Consider the following 16,161-nt stretch of genomic DNA (forward strand, 5'->3'; position numbering starts at 1 on the left):
GCTTAGCCGAACCGGCCGGTGATGTAGTCTTGGGTGCGCTTGTCGTCGGGGTTGGTGAACATCTTATCGGTCGCGCCCTCCTCGACCAGATAGCCGAGATGGAACATCGCCGTGCGCTGCGACACGCGCGCTGCCTGCTGCATCGAATGGGTGACGATGACGATCGTGTAGTTCTGGCGCAGTTCGTCAATCAGTTCCTCGACACGGGCGGTGGCGATCGGATCGAGCGCAGAACACGGCTCGTCCATCAGGATCACTTCCGGTGACACAGCGATGGCGCGCGCAATGCACAGACGCTGCTGTTGGCCACCGGAAAGGCCAGTGCCCGACTCGAGCAGGCGATCCTTGACCTCGTTGAACAGGCCGGCCTTCTTCAGGCTCGATTCGACGATGCCGTCCAACTCCGCCTTGCTCCTGGCCAGACCGTGAATGCGCGGACCGTAGGCGACGTTTTCGTAGATCGACTTCGGAAACGGGTTCGGCTTCTGGAACACCATGCCGACGCGAGCTCGCAGCTCGACGACATCGATTTTCGGGTCGTAGACATCCTCGTTGTCGAGCGTGATCTTGCCGCTTACCCGCGCGATGTCGATCGTGTCGTTCATTCGATTCAAGCAACGCAGAAAGGTCGACTTGCCGCAGCCCGATGGGCCGATCAACGCCGTCACCTGGTTCTCGCGGACATCGAGATCCACGTCGAACAGAGCTCGCTTCTCGCCGTAATGAACGGAGACCTTTTCGCCCTTCATCTTGATCGAAGGCTCGTTGGTTCCGCTACTCAGTTTCTGCTCGACGCTGGCTTCCGTCATGATGTTCATATCCTCTACTCCTTACCAGCGCCGCTCGAAGCGCCTGCGCAGTATCACCGCGATGGCATTCATGATGACCAAAAACACCAGCAAAATCAAAATCGCCGCCGAAGTCTTCTGCTGGAACCCCGCTTCAGGAAAATCGGCCCACATGAATATCTGCACCGGCAGGATCGTCGCGGGATCGGTGAAGCCACCGGGAATGTCGACGATGAAGGCGACCATGCCGATCATCAGCAACGGCGCGGTTTCGCCCAGCGCATGCGCCATTCCGAGGATGGTGCCGGTCATGATACCCGGCATCGCCAGCGGCAGGACGTGATGGAATACGGTCTGGACCTTGGACGCTCCGATGCCAAGCGCCGCCTCGCGGATCGACGGTGGCACGGCGCGCAGCGAAGCGCGTGAGGCGATAATGATGATCGGCAGGGTCATCAGCGCCAGCACCATGCCGCCGACCACCGGGGCCGAGCGCGGCAGGCCGAAGAAATTCAGGAATACGGCAAGTCCAAGCAGGCCGAAGACGATCGAAGGCACCGCCGCCAGATTGTTGATATTCACTTCGATGATCGTCGTCAGCCGGTTCTTGGGCGCAAATTCCTCAAGATAGATCGCCGCCGAAACGCCGATCGGGAAGGCGATGGCGAGCGTTACGATCATGGTCAGGAACGATCCGACGACCGCGCCCCAGATACCAGCCAGTTCCGGCTCGCGGCTTGCGCCGGTGAAGAAGAAGATCGAGTTGAACCGGCTTTCGATCAGGCCGGCGCTCTTCAGCGTATCGAGCCAGACGATCACCTTGTCCGAAATCTTTCGCGATGCTTCCGGCGTGTCGATGACCCGCAGGAATGCCTGGCCGCTCGCGGCTGGCGCCGTGCTGTCCAGCGCCTCGATCACCGTGCCCTTTGCGACCGCCGTTCCGTTGGCCCCAGGCGACAGCGCGGTCAGCTTGACCGTGCCGCCATTGAACGCGACCAGCAGCGACGACGCGCCGCTCGTCAGCGTGAGCATGCCGTTTTCGCCCTCGGTCGCACCATGGCCACGCGCCAACGCCAGCATGGCATCGTCGCCGAAGGTCAGATCGATGTCGCCGCTGCTTTGCGAAGGCGTGACGCTTGTCGAAATCGCCTCGTCCGAACCGACGTCGGCAAGCAAACCCTTGAGATAAAGGTCGGCAAAATCGTCAAGTGGAACCGCGTAGTCCACAGTTCCTCCGAGCATCCCCGGATCAGCAGCGATATCTTTGCGCAGGAACACGCCTGTGCCCGTGGAAATCAGTCCGCGCAGCAGGCGCTTGTCCTGACGGCTCGTCACATCCGGAAATTTTGCCGTAAGCGCTTCCTGGGCGATGGCGTCGTAGTTGACGGCGTCGAGTTTCGCCGCGTCTACCTTGGCCGCCGAAAGATCGATCGGCAGCGTCAGATAGTTCTGCCGCAGCGCCGGGATCGCCTGCGTGACGATCGTCGACAAGAGCAGCACAAGGAACAAGCCGGCCAACGCGACGGCTGCGGCGCCAAGCCATTTGAACCACGTTTCCGCGCGGTAACGGCCCTTCAGCCGTGCCTTCGCGGCATCGTCGGTATGAATGCTGACCGGCCGTCTGCCGGCGCCGAATGACGCGATCGCATCAGTCATATTGCTCTCGGTATTTCTGGACGACGCGCAAAGCGACGATGTTGAGGGTAAGCGTGATGCAGAACAACACCAGGCCGAGCGCGAAGGCTGCAAGCGTCTTGGCGCTGTCGAATTCCTGATCGCCCACAAGCAGCGTCACGATCTGCACCGTCACTGTTGTGACCGCTTCGAGCGGGTTGGCCGTGAGATTTGCCGCCAGCCCTGCGGCCATGACCACGATCATTGTTTCACCGATTGCGCGGCTGACTGCGAGCAGCATCGCCGAAACGATGCCCGGAAGGGCCGCGGGAAGGATCACCTTGCGGATGGTTTCAGACTTGGTCGCGCCGAGGCCGGCAGAACCGTCTCTCAGGGATTGCGGAACGGCGTTGATCACATCATCGGAAAGCGAGGAAACGAAGGGAATGATCATGATACCCATGACCACGCCTGCGGCGAGCGCGGATTCGGACGCAACGTTGAGGCCCAGGCTTTCGCCCATACTGCGGAAGTAGGGCGCAACCGTCAGCGCAGCGAAGAAACCGTAGACGACGGTCGGAATGCCAGCAAGGATTTCCAATACCGGCTTTGCGACCGCGCGGACGCTTTTGGAGGCGTAATCCGAAAGGTAGATCGCAGCCATCAGCCCGATAGGCGCAGCTACCAGCATGGCAATGAAGGTGATGAGCAACGTGCCGGCAAAGAGCGGCACCATGCCAAAAATGTCCTGGTTGACCGCCCCGGCTTCCGCTCCGGCGCCGGTGAAGGCGCTCTGCGGCGACCAATGCGTGCCGAACAGGAACTTATAGAGCGGCACCTGCTGGAAGAACCGCAAGGATTCGAATATGAGCGACAAAACGATGCCGATCGTCGTCAGGATCGCGACCGCCGAACAGGTGATCAAGAATGCGCGAAGAACGCGCTCGACAACGTGGCGCGCCCGATAGGCCTGTGCGATGCGCGAATAGGCCCAGTAAAATCCGGACGCGGAAAGTAGGAGCGCGACGGCCCAGATGATCCAGGCGCTGGTCGTATGGATCGATTTGTAGACGGCCGCGGCTGCCTCTTTCGTGGGATCGGCGAAGCCGACAAGCCCGCCAAATGCCATCGCACGAGCGTCGCGGATGAAAGCTTCGACCTGCGGAACGCCCATTCCCGACAGCTCGGCGGAGAAGCGGTCGGCGATGATCGACGATTCAATTCCCGGCGTAACCATCGACCACAACACGATCGCAAGCAGCGCGGGACCGGCAGCAAAAAGCGCCAGAAACATGCCATGTTGGCCAGGCAGCGAATGCAACCGCGCGACGTCGCCATTGACACTGGCGATGGCGCGTGTCCGACCTATCCAATAGGCCGCAGCAGCCAGAACTAAGAGAAGAACAACGAGATAACCGACCATGATTCAGGACGTCCCCTCGACCGCCGGCCATTCACCGGCTCAAAGCACGGGACGTTGGTCCCGCGCTTTGTGCTTTAGAGCATGAGGGTCAGAGCGGATATTTGCCCGGACCCCGAAAAAATCAGGAGCCCATGCCCTTCAGGGCCTTGGCGTTTTCGGCCCACGTGGCGCGCTCGGCGTCCGGCAGCGGGATCAGGCCCTTGTCGGCCAGATAACCCTCAGGACCCCATGCACCCTCCGAGGTATACTCGGCGATGAACTCTTGCATGCCGGGGATAACGCCGACATGCTCTTTCTTGGCATAGATGTAGAGCGAGCGGGAAACGCCGTACTTGCCGGATGCGATGTTCTCGAAGGTCGGCTCGACGCCGTCGACCTTGTGGCCCTGCAGCTTGTCGGCATTCTGGTCAAGGAACGAGAAACCAAAGATGCCGAAGGCATTGGGGTTGGCTTCCAACTTCTGGACAATCAGATTGTCGTTTTCGCCGGCCTCGACAAAAGCGCCGTCTTCGCGGATTTCGCCGCAGCCCTTTTCATTAGCCGCCTTCACCTCTTCCTGGCAGGCCGCATCCATGACGAGTTCAACGAACGCGTCGCGCGTGCCAGACGTGGGCGGCGGGCCAAGCACTTCGATCTTTGTCGCGGGAAGCAACGCATCGACATCCGACCAGTTCTTGTAGGGGTTGGCGACGACCTTTCCGTCAACTGCGACATTCTTGGCGAGCGCCTTGAAAACCTGTTCCTTGGTCAGATCGACGACAGTCCCTGCCTTCGAGTTGGCGAGCACGATGCCGTCGAAGCCGACCTTGATCTCGACCGGCGTCACGCCGTTTGCCTTGCAGGTTTTAAGCTCGCTGTCCTTGATGGCGCGCGAGGCATTGGTGAAGTCGGCGGTATTTTCGCCGACGCCCTGGCAAAACAGCTTCATGCCGCCGCCGGTGCCGGTCGATTCGACGACCGGGGTCTTGATCTGTCCGCTCTGGCCGAGCTTTTCGGCGACAGCCGTCGTGAATGGGAACACTGTGGACGAACCGACGATTTGAATCTGGTCGCGCGCGGCGGCATAACCAGCCGACGTGGCGAGCGCAAGCGCCGCGGCCGACGCCGTAAGGAGAAATTTCTTCATGTGGCCTGCTCCTGTTCGGAATATGGTCTCTCGGCGCCATTCCTTCGGCGCCCGCTGAGGCCAATAGCCCCCGATTACAACAGTCGCATGACAGTTTGATGTCAGCCCGGTAACGCCGCACAGCCATGTCGAAAGGGAAGCGCCGCGGGTCTCGCCGGCACAGCCGTGGTTTGCCGCTGGAATCAGCAGCTTGCACGGTTTCCAGCCGGCATTTCCTCGGACAGGCGGTGCAAATTTGCGTCGAAAAAGAAAATCCGGGCGGGAGCGCGTTGCATGCGGCCAAAGGAGGTCATGGCCGCGCCATCGCCGAAACAGGTCCGTTGGGGTAAATCTGACCCTGTTTCTTGCCGGCGGTCGCTGCTCCCGCCCGTAACTGGAGGAGCGGAACTCGAATGTGCTTATTGTCCCAACCTGGCGCACGCTTTGGTATGGTGCGATCGCACCATAGTCTCGTCCGCAACGCGTCGCCGAATCTCAAGTGAACTTCTGCAGCCTGACGCGGATGCCTACCCCGCGTTGCGCTGGATTTCGCCGTCCGCGCCGAGCCAGCGCTCGACCTTTTCGAGCAAGGCCCTGGGGCTGATGGGCTTGGGCAGGTAATCGTCCATGCCCGCCTCCAGGCACCGTTCGCGATCACTCTTCAGCGCGTGCGCGGTGACGCCGACGATCGGGACATGCGTGCCGGTCTCTTCTTCCCGCCGCCGAATAGCGGCGGTCGCGTCGTGGCCGTTCATCTCAGGCATCGAAACATCCATCAGGATCATGCGCGGATTGAGCCTGCCGAAGGCATCGAGCGCCTTGCGGCCATTGCCGACGATCTCGAAGCCGTAGCCGGTTTCGCCGAGAATCTGAGTGAAAACCATTTGGTTCACCTCGTTGTCCTCGGCAACGAGGACATCCAGCCGATGCCCGGTGGCCTGCCGGCGTGCTGGTGCGGGGACGAACCGGTGGCGGCTGCAGCAGCGCCCGCCCGGACGCGGCTCCGTATACGGGCAGCGGCGGTTGCACCGGCGATGACTGCGCCATGTCGTTCTCGGAACCGCCGGCCGGCGGCTCGTCGGTGGAATGTGTCCCACAAGCATTAACGTTCCGCTAACCTTAACAGATCGTGACCAGTGCGGCGGATTTGGAATTCGCTCGTTGCCGCTAGAACCGAAGCCGCGTTACAATCCCGTAAGGGTGTTGTCGATGTTGGGACGGATTCTGCCTTTTTTGCTATGCCCGATGCTGCTGTTCGGGAGCGGCTGCTCGCGCAGTTATGACGGCACCGTCGTCATTCCAAGGCCGCTCGATGTCCGGCGGTTCTGGGACAGGCCGCCGCAGCAGGCTCAAGCCGAACAGCCCCAGTTGCAGACCGATGTGTTTCCTGTGGCGCCCGAAACGCCGAAAAAAGCCGAGGTCCGCAGAACCAACACCCCCGTGGCGCCGAGAAGGCAAATCACCAGGATTTCCAAAGATCCGCCGACGCCGTCATCCGAGCCGGCAAAACCGCTCACTTGCAGGAATATCAGCCAACCCGGAAAACGGGTCCGCATGGTCTGCGAATAGCCGACCGGCATTCAAACGGTGATCTAAATTAAGCTCCACGGGGTCAGTTTTCGGGGAAGAAAGCCGGCCCGACCACCCTTACCGGCCGCGTTTCGGTTAATTTTTCGATCGACTGATGCTGAGCGGCGCCCTTGGCTTCGGCATTGGGAGCCCCGAGATCCGGAGCTTTGGCATCGGGTCCGAGAATTTCTGCAACGGCGCCAAGATCCGGCTTTGTCGTCGGCAATGGAATGATGGCGTTGGCCATGTTGGCGGGCGTTACCGTCCGCGCCCTGAGTTCGGCGACCCGCCGAGAATAACGCTTGACGCTACACGCCTTGAAATTCGCGTCGTCGCGGTACCTGAAAGCGGTCGCAAGCTCTGTGTAGAGTTTTCGCGTCTCGAGAGCGACCATCGCTTCGGTCTCGAGGCTGGCATCCTCCAGCGTATAGAGGTCGACACCTGGATCGTCGCAAATGTAGCGGCACTGATCGACGGTCTCCTTCAGATCGTCTCTTTTGGCGAACTGCGATTTTGGCGCGGGGAAGAAATATCCGTCCGACAGGCGCACGCAAAACAGCATCGGGCTGCCAGCATATTTCAGGCCAGCGGTCTGGGTTTTGGCTGCCGAACGCTGGTCCTGCTGCTGCTCTTTCTGCCGATTCTGTTGCTTGGCGGTGGGCGCGCAGCCCAGGGCGGCGAACCTGGCCCGCAGGCCGGCTGTATTCCTGCGCGCATTCGATGCGGCCGCGATCTGGCGTTGCACCTCTGCCTTGCTCCTGACGAGATCGGCACAAGGGTTGAAGAAGAACCCGACCAGCGAACTTTTGGCCGAACATTGGCGCTGTTTCTCCAACCGTTGGATCGCAACAAGCTGCCGGCGAAACTGCGCAAGCTGCGGGCTCGACCCGCCGCCGCGTTCGGCCGAACGCATTTGGCTTTTGATCGCGCTGCAACTATCCGCGTATGAAGAGGAAGTGCCGAGCATAAATGCCGTCACCAATACCGGCAAAAGAAACATGTCAGACCAGAAGCGTGTCATTGGAGCGACCATTGCCATTGTTTCTGCCGATAACCTGGAACCGCATTCTTTGTTGATGGTGAATAAGGGTTCTCTAAATGAGCACCACCTAATTCCAGCGAAATTGCAGTTTCAAGAGACCTTAATACTAGTGTATTACATGTATTCGCGTAAATTCAATATTGCACTTTTGTTTCAAGATTGAGACGAAACCAAAAACAACGCCGGCTACCCGCGCCACTGCCGAAAATTTGACCAGACTGGCAGGTTTCGGACTCCTCGATCGACCGGTGAATTTCCGATCAATCCGGCGTTACCGGCAGTTTCGCACTGAAACCTTTGTCCTGTCTTCGGCGTTAAATGGCCATTGCAGCGCCGCGCGTCCCTTTGGATGCACAAAGGACGCTGATTTGGCGCATGTCGTTTCCGGTCTTGGGACCATGCGCTGGACGGTCAAAGGAGACGTACATGTCGATTCACTTCACTGTCTCGGGCCTGACCAGAAATCTGTTTCATTCGCTTGGACTGGATCATGAGCGCGCGCCGAGACCTCTCAGTCCTGAGCAAAGTCTTTTGCTGGAATGCTATCTGTCCGGCCAGATTCCGGAATCGGCCTGGAGCGACTACGTCTTCGAAACGCCGGAATTGGCGCGCCATGTCAATGCGAGGCGTGGGCAGCACTAGAGCATGTCGCCCAAAAGTGCGCAGCGGTTTTGGGATAACGACATGCATAAAAACAAAGGCTTAAAGCGTGGCGATTGAATCCGTTTCAACGCGACGCGCTTTGACATCTCGTACCGGAATTCGGCCCGATCGCTTTGGGATGGCGCCACCGGTTACGCGTGGCTGAATGCGCCCGCCCGGCCCTTTGCCTTGGGGTGACGCCCGATTACTGTTTGGGCGAGCTGAATTGCAGGGTGAAGACGTTGCCTGCAATCCCTTGGGCGAGCGCCGGCGAAAAACTCAGCGGCAAGCAGTCTTCCACGGCGGCGATCGCGGCATCGACAAAGGATTGCCGTGCCTTCGCGTCGCCGGTCACGTTGATGGCAGCCGGCCTGGGCGGGCCGATCAGCGTGCCATTGCGCTTGAAGCTGAAGCTCAACGTGACGGTTGAATTCCCGGCATCTGCCGGCGGGGTCCAGCACGCCTGGATCGCAGCCCCGACATCGTCCATGGTGTTGAGCGATGCGGCATTCGATTGACAGGTGGCGCCTGCCAATATCGCGCCCGCAATCACGCAAAGCCCTGCAGCGCGTTTCATTGCAAGTCCTCGTCCTTCCGCCTTGCCCGCACAGCGATATGGTACGGACAATGGCGACGATGACAATATGTTTTGCAAGGGCTTGATGCCCGGCAATCGCGAAGTCAGGCCGCAGTTTCCCCGGCGAAATGGCCCTTGAGAGCAAAAAGGCCGGCACATGGCCGACCTTTCCTTTTCACCTCGCCCGCGCCAGTACATCCGTGGTCACGAATTGGGGGTGAATTGCCGATCAGTAGATAGGGCTTTGGTTAACAAATCCTTAGCTGGCGGGGCTGCTCACCGACGTGTCCTGGCCAACCTTGATCGGCGTTCTCGTGATGAATGCGGAAAGTCGTTTTTAAAACCAGCACAGACTATTAATCGTTGTGCACCAACATGTTGGCGCGTGAGACATATCGAAGTAACTATCGTATTCTGGAAGTCGATTTATGGCCGTGCTTGGCGCCCTCCCTCCCGACGTTCTCTGTCGACCAATTCGCGAAGCTGATTGGGAAGGGGTGGTCGACTGCCTGTGCCGGGGCTTTCCGAAGCGTGACCGGAATTACTGGATACAGGCGCTGACCCGTTTGTCGCAGCGGCCTGCCGTCGCCGAGTTCCCACAATACGGCTTGGCTTTGGAGAAGGCTGGTCGGATCGTTGGCGTTGTGCTGACCCTATATACCCGTTATCGCGGGCAGGAAGGGGACGAAGTCCGCTGCAACCTTTCAAGCTGGTCCGTCGACGCGGAATCCCGTCCCTATGGCGCCAAATTGGTTACGACGATTCTCAAGCAAAGGGACGTGACGTACACGAATATTTCGCCGGCGCCCGCGACATTAAAGGCTAACTGGGCGCTCGGCTTTCGCCCCTTTTCCACCGGACAATTCGCCTTCTTGCCGGCTTTGAATTCAGTGCCGCAGTCATATCGCGTGCTCGAGGCTCGTCCCGATCTTGCGGAAATGGCGATGCTGCCCGACAGTGAGAGATACATACTCTCGGAACACTCCGCGCTGGGCTGCATGTCATTGATTTGCATTTGCGACGGCGTGGCGTTTCCTTTCGTATTGATGCCGCGCCGAATATTGCGCGGTCTTGTCCCGTGCTATCAGGTCATCTATTGCCGCTCCCTCGCGGATTTGAGCCGGTGCGCCGGCGCTGTGGGGCGCTTTCTCTTGCGAAGCGGCATCCTGCTTTGCGTCGTCGACGCCAAGGAGCCGATTGCAGGTCTGCACGGGCGGTACCGCCACAACAGGGGGCTGAAATATTTCAAGGGCCCCAAACCACCCTCGCTTGGAGATCTGACGTTCACCGAGCTTGTGATATTCGGTCCCTGAACGACAAGCGCAACAACCTGTTGGGCTCTGGCGATGCCGAAAGTGAACCCCCGCCTTGGGCGAGGGTTCCATTTTTGAAGCTACGATCTGCTACTGAACAGGGGCGGTCTGAGCTGGCGGGGTTGCGGGTGCCGGCGTCATCGTGTCGGCTGGAGGTGGCGGCAATTGGCCAGCGGTCGTCGCCTGCGTTCCTCCTGATTGAGTTTGGTCACACGCCGCCAGGGCAGCAAGCGCCAAACCGAACGCGGCGAATAAAGGTAGTTTGCGGGTCATGTACAGTCCCTTCCATGGACGCCACCCGCGCGGCCCCATCATCGGGACCCATGCCCCCAGGTCAACCGTCGCTTCTTCGTCGACGCTTCAAACATTCTTACGTCCAGTAAAAGGCAGGGCTTTCGACCTCTGTTTTAGGTCGGCTTAGGAAGCAACCGTTAGAGCGAAAGCCTCACGCCTCGGCCTGTGACTTCACATAGGCGATATAGCCGCGCACGTCGCTGGCCGGCTCCGCGTAGGCCTTGCCGAGCTTCTTCTCGATCGCCGCCATATATTCCTTTGCCCATTGGGGCAGCGCGTAGTCGATGACGGCGAGGAATTCGAGCGTCGCCGCTAGACGGATGTCGGCGATCGATGGGTTCTTGCCGCCGATGAACGGCTTGCCGTTCCTGAAGAAGGAGTGAAAGACCTCCAGCGGCTCGGCAATTGCGGCCGCCGCGGCCTTCTGGGCCTCCGATTTCCTGTCGGGGTGGGCGTCGCTGTGGCCGACCTCGCCGGCATATTGCGGGAAGTTCAGCGCAGGATAGGTGGCGCGCGCCACATAGGGGTAGAGCGTGCCGATCAGGTAGAACATAGCGCTGTCGATCATCGCCCGCTTGGCCGGCGCTTTCGGATATAATTTCTCCAGCCCATGCTTGTTGGCGAGATACTGCATGATGGCGCAGCTTTCCCATAAGACGCCTCTCGGCAAGCCCTTGTCCTCGATCATCGGCGTCAGATGGGCTGGGTTTCGCGCCATGTATTCAGGCGAGCGCGTGTGGCCCCATACGTCGGTCTCGGAATGATCTAGCCCCGCCGCCCGTGCAAACACCCGAACGCTCATGTTATTGACGCTCGGCTTCAGCATGCTGAGCGTCAGTCCGGGCCTCTTCGCTGATTTCGCTACGGCCTTCCGCGCGGACTTCGCCGACGCCTTGGCTGCAGGTTTTGCGACGGCTTTCGTTGCCGACTTGGCGGAAGCTTTCGACGCCTTGGCTGCAGGCTTTGTCGCGGCCTTGGCAGCTGGTTTCGTAGCGGCCTTGGCGGCCGGCTTCTTCGCACTCTTGGTTGTCGTCTTTGCCATTATGGTCCTCCCTCGCGGTTGCTGTCGTCAGTATGGATTTTTCGGTGTCCGGTCGTCCGACAAAGTCGCACGGGAGCGCTCGATAAGCGCCTGGATCGCGTCGGCGAGATGCACTTCGGCTATTGCATAGTCGCCGCGCGCGACGCGGATCTTGTGCGCCTGCATCAGAACGTCGGCGTGGGTGAAGCCCGCCGGCGGCTCGAAACGGTAGGAGGCGAGCTCGATCAGCAGGCCGAGCGGATCCTCGAAATAGATCGAATCCATAAAACCGCGATCCTTGACGCCGCTATGCTTGATGGCGCGCTCGTCGAGCCGGGCGACCGCCTGCAGAAAGGTGACGCGCGACACCGCAAACGCGATGTGATGGACGCAGCCCGGATCGGTCGGCGTGCGCCGTTTCTCCGGCGTGCGGCTCTCGTCGGTGAAGATGGTGATCAGCCGGCCATCGCCCGGATCGAAATAGAGGTGGCTTTCGCTGGCCTTGTCGAGGTTGGGCTGCTCGAAGATGAAAGGCATGCCAAGCACGCCTTCCCAGAAATCGATGGAGGTCTGACGCCCGGCGCCGACCAGCGTGATGTGATGGACGCCCTGGGATTGCAGTTTTTGCATTGGCCCTCTCCCTAGATCTTCTCGTTCCCGACGAGCGTCGATCTATTCGCCGCGCGACAGATTCGTCCCGGCGGCGTTCTGCGCACCGTCCTGGACCCTTGGCCCTTCGGTTACATGAAGCGATGCTAATTCAATTGAGGGCGCCGCACCAGAAGCGACGACTCCGGCTTTGACCGACGGCGATATCCGTGTACGCAAATTTGAAATCCTTGGTACGCCCAAGGGGCGTGGCAGTAAACCGCAAAATCAGTGGCTTAGCTCGTCCAACCCTCTTAACCCCCCTCGTTGAAACGATTAGCGATTTTGGCGCGTTGTCCAACCTGCCTGTCGGCGGAACGACTGGCCTTTGCCATCAGTCAACAGCCGCCATCGATATCGCGGCAGCGTGGTACCGAGCGAACGCGGCCACCTGCGAACATCCGGTCATTCCTGCGCTTCGGTCCCGATTTGGCCTGACGCCGCTGCAGGCCATCGCCGTGCTGCGCGAGGCCGCGCGGGCATGAGCATCGACGTCATGACTAAGGTCATTCAGCGCGCGCCGGTGGCCGGCAGCAAGCTCACGTGCATGTTGGTCATGGCCAATTGGTGCAACGACGATGGCGATAGCCTCTATCCTTCAATTGCACTGCTCGCCGAGGCCATGCGCGTCAGCAGATCTCAAGCAAAACGCGTCCTCCGCTCGCTCATGCCATCAGGAGATGACGCGGCCGGCGATTGGTGGTTTCGGGTCGTTGGAAACGACAAGGGTGGCGCTCCTGGCATGACCAGGCGCTACGAAATGAACGTCGCTCGGCTGGACACATTTCCGAAGTTGCCGGAGTTCGAAAAGGCCGATGAGCGGCGTCAGAAAAAGGGCGAGACGGGGCGCACCCATGCACCCCGTACCACCCAGTCGACGGGGCGCACCCATGCACCCCGTGACACCCAGCAGACGGGGCGCACCCATGCACCCCGTGACACCCAGCAGACGGGGCGCACCCATGCGCCCCCACGGGGCGCACCCATGCGCCCCGACTCGTCAGAAGAACCATCAATTGAGAGAGAGCGCGCGATGGATGACTTCGATCAAGCACTGAAGCGTTGGCCTGTTATCGATAGCCCAAAGGCTGCACGGAAAGCATGGGACGCGCTGTCGCTCGATGATCGCCTCGATGCCGTCAGCGAGATCGACAGGTTCGTCGCGATCAATCGATCGGCCGGTCGAAAGCTGATCTGCAGCCTCACCAGGTATCTCGCCGAAAGGATGTGGAAAGCGCTGCCCGAGCGGCCGAAGGCGAGCCCAGCGCCGGCAACAACGCCGCGGCCAGCAGCAGTGAAGCAGCCGACAAAGTTCCAACGCCAACGCCCCGAGCTCTATCCCGAGCTCTTCGCTGAGGGGGAAAGGTCCAAATCATGAAGCTCGATCCAGTCGCACTTAGCCGTCATCGCGAGTTCGGCGATGACATGGCGGAACGTCACTACCGGCTCTATCCCGACGATCGATATCCGACCGAGGTTGTCGTCGACATCATGAGGGATTCGATGCGGGAGCCAGCAGCAGACGCTGGCATTGGTAGCCGCGCGCTAGAGCCATACGCCAGAGCCGCTGCGGCCGGCTTCCTCCGGGCCTGGCGTCGCCTACAGAGGCAAGCGCGGTGAGGGGGGGAGGGTCAAATCTCTGGGCGGATACGGGGGCCGTAACCGGGCTCATTCAGAGGTTTTTTATTTTCGCGGAATTTTCGGGGAAGGCCCGGAAGAGGGGGTGATGTGGTCATGAAAGCACTTAAGTACCTGAAAACGCACATGTTTACTGGCGAAGTCGCGAAGCGGGAACGCAAAACCGACGAATATTTTACTGAGGCTCCTCGGACGCAAGTCCGATGCGATTGCAGCATCTGCGGCCAGCCGTTCGACCAAATCCAGATTGGGAGCCGAGGCCTTCGCCAGGTTTGCAGCCAAGCCTGCCGGAGGGAGCGCAGCCGCCGGCGTAGTGAAGCCTACAACGCGCAGGGCCGAGCACTTGCGGCCGAGCTCGTCCAGCGCGCCGAGGCAGGCGAACTTAGACACTTGGGCATCAACACCCAAGGTCAGTTATCCACATCCTCGCCGGGTAGTGTTGACGGAAAGGGCAACGATGCGTAGATTCCACCTTGCGTGTCATCGGCGGGATGCTGAGACCGCGCCTCAAAGCGCCGGCGGGATGCCGGGCGAAGTGGTGAATTCAACCCCTTTCGCAATATCGCTCGAGGTGCGCCTATGACGCGCGATGCCCTTCATGACCCAGCTACGCAGCCGTCTTTCGGCTGCATCGGCGCGCCGTTCGAGGCGAAATTCGCCAGCGGCGGAGCGCCAGGAACCTTCGAAGGCTATGGCTCTGTTTTCGGCAACACCGACAGCCATGGCGACGTCATCGAGCCTGGTGCCTTCGCGAAATCGCTGCTCGATCGTCAGCGCGAGGGTCGGTCGCTGCCGCCGATGTACAAGATGCACGGCGCCATGACAGGCAATCGACACGAGCCGATCGGCGTCTGGGATGCGATGTCGGAGGATCCGAACGGCCTCCACGTCAAAGGCCGACTGATCGGCCTGGACACCGAACAGGGCAAATGGAACTACGCCCAGCTCCGGGAAGGCGGTCTTAGTGGCCTCTCGATTGGATATCGGGTGCCGCCTGGCGGATCCCGCAAAGGATCCGGCAAGTTAGGCGAGCCTGCTCGCTGGATAAAGACCGCCAACCTGCGCGAGGTCTCGCTCGTCGACGATCCGTCGAATGTGTTGTCCCGCGTCTACGACGTGAAGCGCCTATTGGGCGACGACGCGCCCGCCGACGGTATCAAGACGATCCGTGAATTCCAGGACTTCCTTCGCGATGCCGGCTTCTCGAAGGCTGCGGCCGGCATAATCGCCGCAAGCGGCTGGACTTCTCTGCCGACCCAAGACGGAGACAACAACCACGACCAAATTGCCGACCTGATCGCATCGATCCAGGGGGCAAAAACAGACCTGAAAGGACGTTGAAATGGACGATTTTGCAGAGCTGAAGACGGCGTTCGATGGCTATCACGGCGAAGTCAAAACGCTAGTCGTAGGCCAGAGGAAGCTTGAGGCCGACTTCAAGAAGATGGCCGACCATTTGTCAAAACTGGAGGTCGCCATCGCGCGCGCTCCCGCAGGAGGCGTCACTCCGGCTGGCCTCAAGGAGTCCGAGGAGATGAAGGCGTTCGGGAGCTACATCTCCTTCGGCGAGCAGAGAATGCCACAGGACGAGGTGAAGTCGCTGATCGTTGGTGAGGACACCCGAGGCGGGTATCTCGCTCCAAGTGATTTCGTTGGCGAGGTGATCAAGGGCGTCGTGCAGTTTTCTCCGGTGCGTCAAGCCGCTCGCGTCGGCTCGACGATGAGCAAGAGCGTGATCCTCCCGGTGCGCACCGGAGCGCCGACGGCGCAGTGGGTGACGGAGACGCAAACGCGACCCGAGAGCGCGCCGTCCTATGGTCAGAAGGAGATCGTCGTCTACGAAGCGAGCTGCTACGTGGACATCTCTCAGCAACTCGTCGAAGATGCCGCAGTCGATATGAACTCCGAACTCGCGTTCGATCTCGCCCAGGAGTTCGGCCGCCTCGAGGGGGCCGCCTTTGTCTTGGGCGACGGCGTAAATAAGCCCGCCGGCTTCATGAGCAGTTCTGAGATTGGCTCCTCAGTTTCGGGAACGGCGGCTACCATCGCCGATGTAAACGGCCAGGCGAACGGACTAATCAACCTTCTCTACTCGCTGGCGCCCTTCTATCGAAACCGGTCCACCTGGATGATGAACGGCACGACCTTGGCCTCGGTCCGCAAGCTCAAGGATGGGCAGAACAACTACATCTGGCAGCCCGCTCTGGCTGCCGGGCAGCCCGAAACCATCCTCGGCCGACCAGTCGTTGAAGCTGTCGATATGCCGTCCGAGGGAGCCAACCTCTATCCGATCGCTGTTGGGGACTTCCAAACCGCCTACAGGATCTACGATCGCGTTTCGCTGTCGCTCCTACGTGACCCCTACAGCCAGGCGACGAGCGGATTGATTCGCTTTCACGCACGTAGGCGTGTCGGCGGAGCCGCGGTGCTTGCCGAAGCGATCAAGAAGCTGAAGTGCTCAACCTGATCACGACGTGAGGCGGGGCC

18 protein-coding genes are annotated in these 16,161 nt (G+C 60.3%); 7 read left to right on the forward strand and 11 right to left on the reverse strand.

Annotation, left to right across the window (positions count from 1 at the left end):
• Positions 1 to 2: 2 nt before the first annotated feature.
• The 7 genes from pstB to CIT25_RS24175 form a co-directional block, all read right to left on the reverse strand.
• Positions 3 to 818, reverse strand: a complete 816-nt coding sequence (pstB, locus tag CIT25_RS24145; protein ID WP_095487180.1) for a phosphate ABC transporter ATP-binding protein PstB — start codon at positions 816 to 818, stop codon at positions 3 to 5.
• 12 nt (positions 819 to 830) lie between these two features.
• Positions 831 to 2,444 carry a phosphate ABC transporter permease PstA gene (gene pstA / locus CIT25_RS24150; protein WP_095487182.1) on the reverse strand — a complete coding sequence of 538 codons (1,614 nt, stop codon included), beginning with the start codon at positions 2,442 to 2,444 and terminating at the stop codon, positions 831 to 833.
• Positions 2,437 to 3,825 carry a phosphate ABC transporter permease subunit PstC gene (gene pstC, locus CIT25_RS24155; RefSeq protein WP_095487184.1) on the reverse strand — a complete coding sequence of 463 codons (1,389 nt, stop codon included), beginning with the start codon at positions 3,823 to 3,825 and terminating at the stop codon, positions 2,437 to 2,439. The genes pstA and pstC overlap by 8 nt, the downstream gene beginning before the upstream one ends.
• A gap of 121 nt (positions 3,826 to 3,946) precedes the next feature.
• A complete protein-coding gene (locus tag CIT25_RS24160) occupies positions 3,947 to 4,951 on the reverse strand; it encodes a PstS family phosphate ABC transporter substrate-binding protein (RefSeq protein WP_095487186.1) in 1,005 nt (334 codons plus the stop codon).
• 506 nt (positions 4,952 to 5,457) lie between these two features.
• Complete coding sequence (locus CIT25_RS24165; RefSeq protein ID WP_425351755.1) at positions 5,458 to 5,814, reverse strand: response regulator; 357 nt, start codon at positions 5,812 to 5,814, stop codon at positions 5,458 to 5,460.
• A 465-nt stretch (positions 5,815 to 6,279) separates the two neighbouring features.
• Complete coding sequence (locus CIT25_RS36465; RefSeq protein ID WP_158302638.1) at positions 6,280 to 6,510, reverse strand: hypothetical protein; 231 nt, start codon at positions 6,508 to 6,510, stop codon at positions 6,280 to 6,282.
• A gap of 32 nt (positions 6,511 to 6,542) precedes the next feature.
• Positions 6,543 to 7,244: a DUF2865 domain-containing protein gene (locus CIT25_RS24175; protein WP_245329977.1), complete on the reverse strand. Its 702-nt coding sequence runs from the start codon at positions 7,242 to 7,244 to the stop codon at positions 6,543 to 6,545.
• A 34-nt stretch (positions 7,245 to 7,278) separates the two neighbouring features.
• On the opposite strand from CIT25_RS24175, the gene CIT25_RS37655 reads away from it, so the two are divergent.
• Together CIT25_RS37655 and CIT25_RS24180 are read left to right on the forward strand one after the other, a co-directional pair.
• The gene (locus CIT25_RS37655; protein ID WP_245329978.1) at positions 7,279 to 7,704 is read left to right on the forward strand and encodes a hypothetical protein; all 426 of its coding nucleotides are present in this window, start codon (positions 7,279 to 7,281) and stop codon (positions 7,702 to 7,704) included.
• Between the two features lie 263 nt (positions 7,705 to 7,967).
• On the forward strand, positions 7,968 to 8,183 hold the full coding sequence (locus CIT25_RS24180; protein ID WP_095487192.1) for a hypothetical protein: 216 nt from the start codon (positions 7,968 to 7,970) through the stop codon (positions 8,181 to 8,183).
• A gap of 205 nt (positions 8,184 to 8,388) precedes the next feature.
• Here CIT25_RS24180 and CIT25_RS24185 read toward each other — a convergent pair whose 3' ends face one another.
• A complete protein-coding gene (locus tag CIT25_RS24185) occupies positions 8,389 to 8,760 on the reverse strand; it encodes a hypothetical protein (RefSeq protein WP_095487194.1) in 372 nt (123 codons plus the stop codon).
• A 428-nt stretch (positions 8,761 to 9,188) separates the two neighbouring features.
• Here CIT25_RS24185 and CIT25_RS24190 point away from each other — a divergent pair, with 428 nt between their 5' ends.
• Complete coding sequence (locus CIT25_RS24190) at positions 9,189 to 10,073, forward strand: hypothetical protein (protein WP_245329979.1); 885 nt, start codon at positions 9,189 to 9,191, stop codon at positions 10,071 to 10,073.
• A 445-nt stretch (positions 10,074 to 10,518) separates the two neighbouring features.
• Here the strand turns inward: CIT25_RS24190 and CIT25_RS24195 are convergent, their stop codons facing one another.
• Positions 10,519 to 11,409 (reverse strand): glutathione S-transferase family protein, encoded by an 891-nt coding sequence (locus CIT25_RS24195; protein ID WP_095487196.1) that lies wholly within the window; start codon positions 11,407 to 11,409, stop codon positions 10,519 to 10,521.
• Between the two features lie 27 nt (positions 11,410 to 11,436).
• Positions 11,437 to 12,018 carry a VOC family protein gene (locus tag CIT25_RS24200; RefSeq protein ID WP_095487198.1) on the reverse strand — a complete coding sequence of 194 codons (582 nt, stop codon included), beginning with the start codon at positions 12,016 to 12,018 and terminating at the stop codon, positions 11,437 to 11,439.
• Positions 12,019 to 12,517: 499 nt separating this feature from the next.
• Between CIT25_RS24200 and CIT25_RS24210 the strand changes: the two genes are divergently transcribed.
• Together CIT25_RS24210 and CIT25_RS24215 are read left to right on the forward strand one after the other, a co-directional pair.
• Positions 12,518 to 13,414 (forward strand): hypothetical protein, encoded by an 897-nt coding sequence (locus CIT25_RS24210; protein WP_095487202.1) that lies wholly within the window; start codon positions 12,518 to 12,520, stop codon positions 13,412 to 13,414.
• Positions 13,411 to 13,656 carry a hypothetical protein gene (locus tag CIT25_RS24215; RefSeq protein WP_095487204.1) on the forward strand — a complete coding sequence of 82 codons (246 nt, stop codon included), beginning with the start codon at positions 13,411 to 13,413 and terminating at the stop codon, positions 13,654 to 13,656. Before CIT25_RS24210 ends, CIT25_RS24215 begins: the two co-directional genes overlap by 4 nt.
• Positions 13,657 to 13,719: 63 nt before the next feature.
• On the opposite strand, the gene CIT25_RS36470 is transcribed toward CIT25_RS24215, so the two are convergent.
• A complete protein-coding gene (locus CIT25_RS36470; protein ID WP_158302639.1) occupies positions 13,720 to 14,082 on the reverse strand; it encodes a hypothetical protein in 363 nt (120 codons plus the stop codon).
• Positions 14,083 to 14,253: 171 nt separating this feature from the next.
• Here CIT25_RS36470 and CIT25_RS24225 point away from each other — a divergent pair, with 171 nt between their 5' ends.
• Together CIT25_RS24225 and CIT25_RS24230 are read left to right on the forward strand one after the other, a co-directional pair.
• A complete protein-coding gene (locus tag CIT25_RS24225; RefSeq protein WP_095487208.1) occupies positions 14,254 to 15,015 on the forward strand; it encodes an HK97 family phage prohead protease in 762 nt (253 codons plus the stop codon).
• 1 nt (position 15,016) lies between these two features.
• Complete coding sequence (locus CIT25_RS24230) at positions 15,017 to 16,141, forward strand: phage major capsid protein (protein WP_095487210.1); 1,125 nt, start codon at positions 15,017 to 15,019, stop codon at positions 16,139 to 16,141.
• Positions 16,142 to 16,161: the final 20 nt, after the last annotated feature.

It is taken from the genome of Mesorhizobium mediterraneum, assembly GCF_002284565.1.
GTDB lineage: Bacteria > Pseudomonadota > Alphaproteobacteria > Rhizobiales > Rhizobiaceae > Mesorhizobium > Mesorhizobium mediterraneum.

Coding starts and splice junctions, on each gene's coding strand:
- pstB (WP_095487180.1), bottom strand. CDS start 818: ATGAACATCATGACGGAAGCCAGCGTCGAGCAGAAACTGAGTAGCGGA.
- pstA (WP_095487182.1), bottom strand. CDS start 2,444: ATGACTGATGCGATCGCGTCATTCGGCGCCGGCAGACGGCCGGTCAGC.
- pstC (WP_095487184.1), bottom strand. CDS start 3,825: ATGGTCGGTTATCTCGTTGTTCTTCTCTTAGTTCTGGCTGCTGCGGCC.
- CIT25_RS24160 (WP_095487186.1), bottom strand. CDS start 4,951: ATGAAGAAATTTCTCCTTACGGCGTCGGCCGCGGCGCTTGCGCTCGCC.
- CIT25_RS24165 (WP_425351755.1), bottom strand. CDS start 5,814: ATGGTTTTCACTCAGATTCTCGGCGAAACCGGCTACGGCTTCGAGATC.
- CIT25_RS36465 (WP_158302638.1), bottom strand. CDS start 6,510: ATGCCGGTCGGCTATTCGCAGACCATGCGGACCCGTTTTCCGGGTTGG.
- CIT25_RS24180 (WP_095487192.1), top strand. CDS start 7,968: ATGTCGATTCACTTCACTGTCTCGGGCCTGACCAGAAATCTGTTTCAT.
- CIT25_RS24185 (WP_095487194.1), bottom strand. CDS start 8,760: ATGAAACGCGCTGCAGGGCTTTGCGTGATTGCGGGCGCGATATTGGCA.
- CIT25_RS24190 (WP_245329979.1), top strand. CDS start 9,189: ATGGCCGTGCTTGGCGCCCTCCCTCCCGACGTTCTCTGTCGACCAATT.
- CIT25_RS24195 (WP_095487196.1), bottom strand. CDS start 11,409: ATGGCAAAGACGACAACCAAGAGTGCGAAGAAGCCGGCCGCCAAGGCC.
- CIT25_RS24200 (WP_095487198.1), bottom strand. CDS start 12,018: ATGCAAAAACTGCAATCCCAGGGCGTCCATCACATCACGCTGGTCGGC.
- CIT25_RS24210 (WP_095487202.1), top strand. CDS start 12,518: ATGAGCATCGACGTCATGACTAAGGTCATTCAGCGCGCGCCGGTGGCC.
- CIT25_RS24215 (WP_095487204.1), top strand. CDS start 13,411: ATGAAGCTCGATCCAGTCGCACTTAGCCGTCATCGCGAGTTCGGCGAT.
- CIT25_RS24225 (WP_095487208.1), top strand. CDS start 14,254: ATGACGCGCGATGCCCTTCATGACCCAGCTACGCAGCCGTCTTTCGGC.
- CIT25_RS24230 (WP_095487210.1), top strand. CDS start 15,017: ATGGACGATTTTGCAGAGCTGAAGACGGCGTTCGATGGCTATCACGGC.